Here is a 7,525-nt window from a genome sequence, read left to right on the forward strand (position 1 = left end):
TCAAGGATATGTGAAACGTTTTTGTTGCATCTATCTATAGCCGCGATCAATAGATGAGAGCGCCAAGCGGCGCATCGGCTTGCTTTTCGGCAAAAAACGCATGCAGCAGCTCGTTTTCATCGAGCGTCGCCCGTTCGCTCCCGTCGCGAACGACGATGATCGCATGCTTTTGTCCGCGGTAAAATCGCTGCAGCACGGCCGAGATGCGTTCGTCCGCCGGCGCCGTAATCGTCCGCAGCTTTGTATAGCCGCCTTTGTTTCCATAATACCGCTCAAGCAAAAAGCGCATAACGACATACGGATGCTGCTTTTGCTCCTGCCAAAGAGCATGCGCCAAAAAGGCGGCGATCGCCCATAAATCAAGCTGGCGCGGCGCCAACACAAACAAAAGAACGACGCCGACAGCAAGCACGGCGGCCGATATGGCGACCGTGTTCCGGTGCGCTTCGCTGAACGGGCGGCGGTAGGACAGCAGCAAAAACAATAGCTTGCCTCCATCCAGCGGCCAGATCGGCAGCAAGTTCAAAGCGAAAATGGCCGCATTGTAGCGAAAAAAGAGCTCCCAGCTCCCGCCATCCATCATGCCGGCCTTCCACAAAAAAAACGCCGCCGCTGTGAGCCACAGATGCTGGGCCGGCCCGGCGAGCGTCACGATCCACTCCTCGCCAAACGGCCGGTTGCCGTGCTCTTCGACTTCCGCCACTCCGCCGAACGGCAGCAGCAAAATCCGCTTCACCCGCCATGCGAAAAACGCGGCCGCCACCGCATGGCCGAGCTCATGAACGAGGACGATGAAAAACAACAGGCAAAGCTGCTTGAAATGGGCGGTAAGCACCGCGATGCCGCCGATCAGCCATAACAGCGGGTGGACGTGCAGCTTCCCGAGCAGCGCCATATACTTATTCAAAGGAGATCACCTGAATCGGATCGATAAATTCATCTCCTTGTTTAATCGCAAAATAAAACAGCCCTTTCTGTTTATTTGCCTCGCTCGCCTCGGCCGTGCCAACTTCCTGCCCCATTTCAACAAAGTCATACAATTTCACTGAAATGGCCCCCAAATGTCCGTACCACGTCTCCGTGCCGTCCGCATGTTGGATGATGACCGTTTTGCCAAGACGGTCTTTCGTACCGGCAAAGGTGACAATTCCTTCTTTCATCGCTTCCACTTTGGCTCCATTCTCGGTTTCGATCATCACTCCTTGCCCGTTTTGGTCAAAGCTCTCCAACACCCGGCCGGAAGCGGGCACAGCGTAGGAAGGCGCCGGTTTCGTCTTCGTTTCTTTTTGCGGTGCAAAAAAAGCGAGCGGCTCACCGAACGCTTTCTCATACCACGCTGAGACAGCCGCAAACTGAAACTCCGTTTCCATCGTCCGGGCAATAAACTGCCGCGCCGGCTCGAGCGAAGCGGAAGGATGCCGGAACACAATGGCCGTCACGAGCACGAGACAAGCGGCGATGAGGGTTTGAAAAAGAAACCACTCTTTGCGAAACAGCGGATGCGGCTCTGATTCAAACGAATAGCGGTCGTACGTGACGACCGGCAGCCCGTACCGCTCCTCATCAGCGGCGCTCCATCTAGATTCTTTTGGAACCTGCCCCTTATATTGACGTTCCCTTCTTCGTTTTTCAATGCGTTTTTTCATCTCACGGACGCGTCGATCCATACGTCCCCCCTCCACCTTTCCAACAACGTTTGTACTAATTTATGAGACAACCTCATGGAATATGAACGAGCGTTTTTCGCCGCGCCTCGCCGAACACGTCCGCGAACAAATCCCTCAAACGGTTTCACACCAACGTTTCGGCTGAGCGCCGCAACCGATCGATACCATCTGCTTCCGTTGTTACAGATCAGGAATTCCAAACGGCACAACAATATGAATAAAAAAAGAAGGCCCATTCAACGGCCTTCTTGCGCCAACTTCATGATTTCAAACTAAATATTTTCCGAATCTTTGAAAACAGCCCCTTCTCCTCTTCCTCTAGCGGCGGCAGCGGCACCGACTCGCCGAGGATGCGGCGGGCGATGTTGCGGAAGGCGATCGACGCTTTGCTGTTTGGGTCCAGCACAATCGGCTCGCCGCGGTTCGACGCTTTGATCACGTTTTCATCGTCGGCGATAATGCCGAGCAACTCGATCGATAAATGCGAGATGATTTCGTCGACATCCAACATATCGCCGTTTTTCACCATATGGCTGCGAATGCGGTTGATGATGAGGCGCGGCGGTTTGACGTGCTCCTCCGCTTCAAGCAAGCCGATGATGCGGTCGGCGTCGCGGACCGCCGACACTTCCGGCGTCGTGACGACGATCGCTTCGTCCGCGCCGGCGACAGCGTTGCGATAGCCTTGTTCGATTCCAGCCGGACAGTCGATGAGCACATAATCGTATTCCTGTTTCAGCTCCTCAATGAGCTGTTTCATTTGCGCGGGGTTGACCGCCGACTTATCGCTCGTTTGCGCGGCCGGCAACAAATACAAATGGTTATCGAACCGCTTGTCTTTCACAAGCGCTTTTTGCACTGTGCAACGCCCTTCCACGACATCGACCAAATCATAAATAATTCGGTTCTCAAGCCCAAGCACGACATCGAGGTTGCGCAGCCCGATGTCGGTGTCGACAAGGCACACCCGCTTCCCTAGAATGGCGAGGGCCGTCCCAAGGTTCGCGGTCGTCGTCGTTTTGCCGACGCCGCCTTTTCCGGAAGTGATGACGATCGCTTCTCCCACGGTCACATTCTCCTTTCTAAGCGCGTCAAATTCGGCCGCAAATGCATAAGCAGCTGAAGGCGGTCGACAACAATTTGGTTATGCTCATCAATATAGGCGCATTCCATTTCATTTCCTTCATCCGTTTTCGAATCGGGCGCTCGGCTCATGATGTCGCCGATGCGCAGCTGCATCGGTTTCATGACCGATGCAGCGATGATCGCCTGTTTATTGCCGGCATACCCGGCATGGGCGATGCCGCGCAAGGCGCCGAGAATGAAAATGTTGCCTCCGGCAATGACCGTTCCGCCAGGGTTCACGTCGCCGATCAGCAGCAAATCCCCTTCGACATGAAGCACTTGTCCCGAACGGACAATGCGCGAAACGGGCACAATTTCCGTTTTTCTCATCCATTCTATCGCTTCTGCTTTCGACATGACATTGCTTTCGATCGAATCGACGACCAAATTTTTTGAACGGCGGATGAGCGCACGCACCTCTTCCTCTTGGGCAGGCGTCAAATAGCGGTTCCCAATTTTCAGATGAACAGAGACAAGGGGGCTGTCTGGCGCGACGCCAGCTTGTTTGACAAGCCGCTCCTCGATTTCTTTCAATAAATCGTCATACGAGCAGCGGTCGTCGAGATGCAGCGTCAGCCCATCTTTCGTCCCTTTAATCGTCACATACTGCTGCTTTTGTTTCGCCACAACGTTCACCCCAACGAATAATTCTACAAAACGGGCCGTTTTTCCTCTTTTATTCTTCCTGCTCAAACCGGCGAATTTTGGCCAATCGCCGTTCGAGCGGGTACGAAAAGACGAGCAAAAACGCGACGTTCAGAAGCAGCGTCGGCCATAGACGGCGGTCCCAAAAAACAGAAAACGACCAATCGGTCCGCCCGATCAACAGCTGGATGCCGTAGACATAACTGTCAAGCAACACAATGGAAAGCAGCGACAAGAGCGATGCAACGAACCAGTTTTGGTGGAACCATTTCATCGCTTTGCCCGCCAAGTAGGCGATAAGCGTATAGGCAAACGCATAAACACCGAGCAGCTCTGTGTAGACGCAGTCATACAGAAAACCGAAGATGAACCCGTACCCCATCGCCCGCGTCCCGCCGAAATGCATCGCTGTGAACACGAGAAAAACAAGAAAAAACCGGGGAACAAAAAAATAGTGGACATACAAGTCGCCTTTTGGCCATACATCAACAAACAGGCTCTCACTCACAAAACATAACACCGCAAGGAAAGGGAGACGCCACTTGTTCACTTTGCCTCCTCCTTTTCCTGCAGTGCTGCATCGATGGTTCGTTTCACAATCATGACGTCGTCAATATCATACAAGTTGGCAAACGGCTTGACATAGACGACTTTCGTCAATCCGTATTGGTCCGGCTTGATCTCGGTCACCTCACCGATCGGCAGTCCTTTCGGAAACACGCCGCCAAGGCCGGAAGTCAACACTTTTTGCCTTTTTTCCACTTTGGCGTCAATCGGAATTTCTCCGAGCAGCAACTCGCGCCGCTTCTCATCGTAGCCTTCGATCAACCCAAACACGTTTTCCTTTCCTTGGATATAAGCGGAAATGCGGTTGTTTTGGTCAAGCGCGCTTAACAGCTGCACAGTGGACGTAAATTGGGAAGCGTGCTGCACCTTGCCGACAAGCCCCGCTGGGGTGATGACGGCCATATCTTTTTTCACGCCGTGTTGCTCGCCTTTGTTGATGATGATCGTTTCCCGCCAACGATCCGGGTTCCGCCCGATCACCGTCGCCTGAATCGAAACAAAATCACGCAAGCTCTCTTTTTTATCGAGCAACGCGCGCAGCCGTTCGTTTTCTTGCCGCAGCGCCTCGACCTCGGTCTCAAGCGCCGCATATTCCTCAAGTCTTGCCTTCAGCAGTTCGTTTTCCTTATATGTACGGCGAAGATCGCTCACATTTTCAAAGAAGCCCGCGACTTGCTGGGCGGGCTTCCCAAACAGAAGCTGAACAAAACCGACCGTATCTTTTACAAACTGCTCCGGCCACGTCAATTCTTCGCGGCTGCGCAGGGAAAAGCCGATCAACATGACAAGGATGACGATGCTGACGAGCAAAAAAATGAGACGCTTATTCCCAAAAAGCTGTGGCATGCGTCACACCTTCTTACCGTCAGCGATGGTCTCTCGCCTTGTTTTTAAACAAGTCGATGTGGTCGAGCGCTTTCCCGGTGCCAATGGCCACGCAATCAAGCGGATTTTCCGCGACGATGACCGGCATGTCCGTCTCTTTGCTGATGACCTTGTCCAAATTGCGCAACAAAGCGCCGCCGCCTGTCAGCACGATGCCGCGGTCCATAATGTCAGCCGCTAGCTCCGGCGGTGTTTTTTCGAGCGTGTTTTTCACCGACTCGACGATCGCATAGACCGTATCGTGCAGCGCCTCAGCCACTTCTTCGGCGCTGATTTCGATCGTTTTTGGCAGCCCAGTGAGCAAGTCGCGGCCGCGAATTTCCATGTTTCCGATTCCTTCCGGATTTCCGGCTGAGCCGATCTCGACTTTAATCGCCTCCGCCGTCCGTTCTCCGATCATCAAATTGTACGTTTTTCGGATGTATTGAATGATCGCCTCATCCATTTCATCGCCGGCGATGCGAATCGACTGGCTCGTCACGATGCCGCCGAGCGAAATCACGGCCACTTCAGTCGTACCGCCGCCGATGTCGACGACCATGCTCCCGGTCGGCTCCCACACCGGCAAATTGGCGCCGATCGCGGCCGCAAATGGTTCTTCAATCGTATAGGCATCGCGTGCTCCAGCCTGGCGAGTCGCATCGATGACCGCGCGCTCCTCCACGGCTGTGATGCCGTACGGCACGCATACCATCACATACGGCTTGCTGGCAAACAACCCTTTCGTTTTGACGGCCTTGCGAATGAAATATTTCATCATCGTCGCCGTCGTTTCATAATCGGCGATGACGCCGTCTTTCATCGGACGAAGCGCCACGATGTTGCCCGGCGTGCGCCCGATCATGTTTTTCGCTTCATTGCCGACGGCGACGATTTGCTTCGTGTCGCGCTGAATGGCGACAACCGACGGCTCGCGCAAAACGATCCCTTTTCCCTTCACATAAACGAGCGTATTCGCTGTTCCTAAATCAATCCCGAGATCTTTCGTCCCAATTCCAAACATATGATCGATCTTCCTTTCCGAAACGAAATGCATATGATTTTCTATTGACAACATGGATCAGATGTCAAGTCATTTATAAATTGTACAACACCGCCCGAACGGATTCGGAAAAACCCATAGTTGATATTATAACTGATTCGACAAAAAATGAGAACCGCTAGACATAGCCTTTTTCTTTCAAACTGATGAATTTTTGATCGCCGATGATGAGGTGATCCAAGAGCTCGATGCCGATGATGCGGCCGCATTCCGCGAGCCGTTTCGTCACATCGATGTCTTCGCGGCTTGGAGTCGGATCGCCAGAAGGGTGGTTATGCACACAAATGACTGAGGCGGCGGAACGTTTGATCGCCTCTTTAAACACTTCGCGCGGATGGACAATCGAGGCGTTTAAACTGCCGATGAACACCGTTTTGCGGTAGATGACTTGATTTTTCGTATTTAAATAAATGGCGACAAAATGTTCTTGCGATAAAAAGCGCATATCTTCCATGACGTATTTCGCTCCGTCTTCCGGGCAACGAATCACATAGCGGTCGGCGCAGCCGGACTGGTGGATGCGTCGGCCGAGCTCGAGCGCCGCCAAAATTTGCACGGCTTTCGTCGGCCCGATCCCTTTGATGTTTGTCATTTCTTCGACCGTTGCGTCTTTGAGCGGTCTCAGCCCCTCAAAATGGCGAAGGAGACGCTGGGCGAGCTGCACGACCGACTCCTCCTTCGTGCCCGTGCGCAACAAAATGGCGATCAGTTCATGGTCGGATAAACTTTCCGGCCCTGATGACAGCAGCCGTTCACGCGGCCGGCTGTCTTTCGGAACATCGCGGATCATCCACGCCATCATACTCCCCCTTTTTTGTTTTGCTTCATCGAAAGATGGAGAGGCTTGAACCGCCCCTCGGTACGACAGTAGAATCCGTTTGCGGGGGCGTTCTTTTGCCAAAAAGCGCCAGACGGCGGCCGCTTTTGCTTTGATCTATGCCGGCGGCCACCCGAGCCGGCGCAATTCCCTCACCGTCCGCGACAGCGGCAGGCCGACGACCGTCAAATAGTCGCCTTCGATCCGTTTGACAAACAGGGCAGCGCGGCCTTGGATGCCATACGCCCCCGCCTTGTCCATCGGCTCCCCAGTCGCAATATAGGCGGCGATTTCCTCGTCATCGAGCTCCCAAAACGTCACCGCTGTTTTTTCCGCAAACGAGGTGATGGACCCTTGAGGGAGTGCGATGGCGACACCGGTCCATACGTCATGCGTCCGCCCGGACAACTGACGCAGCATGGCGAATGCTTCTTCTTCCGTGCGCGGCTTCCCTAACAAGCGGCCATCGCACACAACGATCGTATCAGCGCCAAGAACATACGCGTCGAGAAAAGAGGACATCACCGCCTCCACTTTCCGGCGGGCAAGAAGTTGAACCGCTTCATCAGGGGGCGTTCCGGGGGGAATCGTCTCATCGGCATGGCTTTCCTGCACATCAAACGGCCAGCCGGCCAGCTCGAGGATCTGCCTTCGTCGAGGGGAGCGGGATGCAAGCACGAACCGTGGAGGCATCGCTCATTCTCCTTTCGCTCGTTTCGGTTCGGAAGATTCACTTGTATCGTAGCAAATTTTGCGGTGAAAGGCAATTTTCTGTAT

At 53.8% G+C, this 7,525-nt stretch carries 9 protein-coding genes; all 9 read right to left on the reverse strand.

Annotation, left to right across the window (positions count from 1 at the left end; genetic code table 11):
• Positions 1-46: 46 nt before the first annotated feature.
• On the reverse strand, positions 47-907 hold the full coding sequence (locus tag GZ1_RS01660; protein ID WP_060787741.1) for a site-2 protease family protein: 861 nt from the start codon (positions 905-907) through the stop codon (positions 47-49).
• Entirely contained in the window at positions 900-1,667 is a 768-nt protein-coding gene (locus tag GZ1_RS01665; protein ID WP_060787742.1) for a M23 family metallopeptidase, read from the reverse strand. The genes GZ1_RS01660 and GZ1_RS01665 overlap by 8 nt, the downstream gene beginning before the upstream one ends.
• Positions 1,668-1,926: 259 nt before the next feature.
• Positions 1,927-2,733 carry a septum site-determining protein MinD gene (minD, locus tag GZ1_RS01670; protein ID WP_014196423.1) on the reverse strand — a complete coding sequence of 269 codons (807 nt, stop codon included), beginning with the start codon at positions 2,731-2,733 and terminating at the stop codon, positions 1,927-1,929.
• Between the two features lie 2 nt (positions 2,734-2,735).
• Complete coding sequence (gene minC / locus GZ1_RS01675) at positions 2,736-3,419, reverse strand: septum site-determining protein MinC (RefSeq protein WP_020278403.1); 684 nt, start codon at positions 3,417-3,419, stop codon at positions 2,736-2,738.
• A 49-nt stretch (positions 3,420-3,468) separates the two neighbouring features.
• Positions 3,469-3,987: a rod shape-determining protein MreD gene (gene mreD, locus GZ1_RS01680; RefSeq protein WP_015375499.1), complete on the reverse strand. Its 519-nt coding sequence runs from the start codon at positions 3,985-3,987 to the stop codon at positions 3,469-3,471.
• Positions 3,984-4,850 carry a rod shape-determining protein MreC gene (gene mreC / locus GZ1_RS01685; protein WP_015375500.1) on the reverse strand — a complete coding sequence of 289 codons (867 nt, stop codon included), beginning with the start codon at positions 4,848-4,850 and terminating at the stop codon, positions 3,984-3,986. Before mreC ends, mreD begins: the two co-directional genes overlap by 4 nt.
• A 19-nt stretch (positions 4,851-4,869) precedes the next feature.
• Positions 4,870-5,892: a rod shape-determining protein gene (locus GZ1_RS01690; RefSeq protein ID WP_011232093.1), complete on the reverse strand. Its 1,023-nt coding sequence runs from the start codon at positions 5,890-5,892 to the stop codon at positions 4,870-4,872.
• A 157-nt stretch (positions 5,893-6,049) separates the two neighbouring features.
• Positions 6,050-6,730 (reverse strand): RadC family protein, encoded by a 681-nt coding sequence (gene radC, locus GZ1_RS01695; RefSeq protein ID WP_011232094.1) that lies wholly within the window; start codon positions 6,728-6,730, stop codon positions 6,050-6,052.
• A gap of 135 nt (positions 6,731-6,865) precedes the next feature.
• Entirely contained in the window at positions 6,866-7,441 is a 576-nt protein-coding gene (locus GZ1_RS01700; protein ID WP_060787743.1) for a Maf family protein, read from the reverse strand.
• Positions 7,442-7,525: the final 84 nt, after the last annotated feature.

This window comes from Geobacillus zalihae NBRC 101842, assembly GCF_001544135.1.
Lineage (GTDB): Bacteria > Bacillota > Bacilli > Bacillales > Anoxybacillaceae > Geobacillus > Geobacillus zalihae.

What these genes read in the sequence shown, in the direction of transcription:
- GZ1_RS01665 (WP_060787742.1), bottom strand. Translation starts at nt 1,667, where the DNA reads ATGGATCGACGCGTCCGTGAGATGAAAAAACGCATTGAAAAACGAAGA.
- mreC (WP_015375500.1), bottom strand. Translation starts at nt 4,850, where the DNA reads ATGCCACAGCTTTTTGGGAATAAGCGTCTCATTTTTTTGCTCGTCAGC.
- GZ1_RS01690 (WP_011232093.1), bottom strand. Translation starts at nt 5,892, where the DNA reads ATGTTTGGAATTGGGACGAAAGATCTCGGGATTGATTTAGGAACAGCG.
- radC (WP_011232094.1), bottom strand. Translation starts at nt 6,730, where the DNA reads ATGGCGTGGATGATCCGCGATGTTCCGAAAGACAGCCGGCCGCGTGAA.
- GZ1_RS01700 (WP_060787743.1), bottom strand. Translation starts at nt 7,441, where the DNA reads ATGCCTCCACGGTTCGTGCTTGCATCCCGCTCCCCTCGACGAAGGCAG.